This is a genomic window from Streptomyces cahuitamycinicus, assembly GCF_002891435.1.
Lineage (GTDB): Bacteria > Actinomycetota > Actinomycetes > Streptomycetales > Streptomycetaceae > Streptomyces > Streptomyces cahuitamycinicus.
This window is the reverse complement of the sequence record NZ_POUC01000797.1, coordinates 1-1,738: the sequence shown is the minus strand read 5'-3', so window position 1 is coordinate 1,738 and position 1,738 is coordinate 1. Positions and strand designations below refer to the sequence as shown.

At 75.8% G+C, this 1,738-nt stretch carries 1 protein-coding gene; it reads right to left on the bottom strand.

Annotated features, from left to right (window positions below):
- Positions 1-11: 11 nt before the first annotated feature.
- The gene (locus C1J00_RS42945; RefSeq protein ID WP_102914183.1) at positions 12-1,700 is read right to left on the bottom strand and encodes a VMAP-C domain-containing protein; all 1,689 of its coding nucleotides are present in this window, start codon (positions 1,698-1,700) and stop codon (positions 12-14) included.
- Between the last annotated feature and the right edge of the window lie 38 nt (positions 1,701-1,738).

The following is a 1,738-nucleotide window of genomic DNA, read 5'->3' as shown; positions in this document are numbered from 1 at the left end:
TGCGGGGGCGGTCAGGACACCGGCGACCTCGCGTGCGCGGTGGCGACGGCGTGCGGGTCGGCGAAGACCCGCGGGTCGTCCCAGAGCAGCTGGATGCCGCGGGCCCAGTGGTGCTCCTCGGCGTGCGCCTCCTCGCGCAGCGCGAGGACCTGGCGCGGGAGTTCGGCGGGCGGTACGGCCATGACGTGGGCGTCGAGCGCGTCGAGGAACGCCTTGCCGGTGCAGCCGTCCGCTCCCGCGCACTCCTCCTGCCCGGAGTCGCAGCCGCCCCGCGACCACACGATCACCGGGGCGGGTGCGGCGAGCGAGGTGTCGAAGTGGGGCCGGGTGCGGGCGGCGGCCGGGGCGGTGCCGAACCCGGCGAGGCAGGTGTCGCGCTGCCGCAGCCGCAACCGCAGCCGCCCGGGCTCCTCCGGCACGCCGCACTCCACACGGTGCATCCGCGCGCCCGGCCAGGAGTCGAGGCGCTTCCACGTCCGGGTCAGCACGTGCCGGGTGCTGGCCTTGCGGCGGGCCTGGTCGGTGACGACCAGCGGGTAGACGCAGCCGAGCGGTGTGTCGTCGTCCGGGGCGCTCTCCCAGCGGTCGACCGGCCAGTCCAGCCAGTCCCGGGGCAGCGCGAACGCGACCAGTTCGTCCGCGCCGGGCGTCAGATACCGGAAGGCCGCCTCGATCCCCTCCTGCACGTACGCGTGCAGCCGGTGCCGCTCGACCGTGCCGGAGTCGACCGGGTGGCGCCGCCCCTCGCTGTAGGCGGACACCTCCACCCGGACCAGGCCGTCGCCCGCTCCGCTGTGCCCGAGCTCGACGAGGATCGGCGACCAGTCCGGAGCCGACGGTTCCACGGCCGGGGCGTGCAGCAGGTCCTGGAGCCGGTCGGCGAACCGGGCGACGGTCCGTGCGGCGCCCGGGCCGTCGAGTTCGCACAGCACGAACAGGGCCGCGGACCACAGCGAGTCGAACCCCTCCTCGGGCGGCGGGGGATCGAACGGGTCGGCCGCCGCCGTGTACAGCCGCACGGGGTCGCAGTCGACGCCCGCGCGGGCCGCCTTCTCGACCAGGGCGCGCAGCCGGGCCCGGTCGGCGCTGGTGTGGTCGGAGGTCGGGACCAGGCTCCGCAGCTGTGGCCAGTAGCGAGCCATGACCTCGGTGGGCATCATCCGGCCGGTGCGGACCTCCCCGCTGCCGGAGTCCGCCGTGACCATGCCGACGACCTCACCGGTGTCGGCCAGGGTGACGGCGGCCCCGCTGAAGCCGGGGGCCAGGGGCTGGCCGCCCTGGTGCCAGGCCTCCAGCTGGAGCCACTCCCGCCGGATCAACTGCGGTGCGGCGACGCGGCATTCGGTGAGGGTGCCCTCGTCGAAGCCGCGCGGGAAGCCGTAGACGACGAGCTTGCGGTCCGTCGTGCCGTGCGCCGCGTCGGCCGGGGCCAGCGCGGCCGGGGCGGCCGGCACCTCCCGGTCGAGCTCCAGCACGGCCAGGTCGCCCGGGTCGGTGACGCCTCCGGTCCAGCCGCCGTCCGCGACGACCCGGGCGGCAACGGCCGGCGTGCCGGGCCGCTCGGTGAAGGTCACCGTCAGATCCTCGCCGTCGCCCACGACATGAGCACACGTCAGTACCGTGCTCGGCGTGATGAGGAAACCCGCTCCGGCCACCCGGCCCCGTAACTCGATCCGGGCGTGCCACTCGGCGCTGTTCATGATGCCGTGCCGGCCTCCGGCGTGGGCGGGACCTCGGG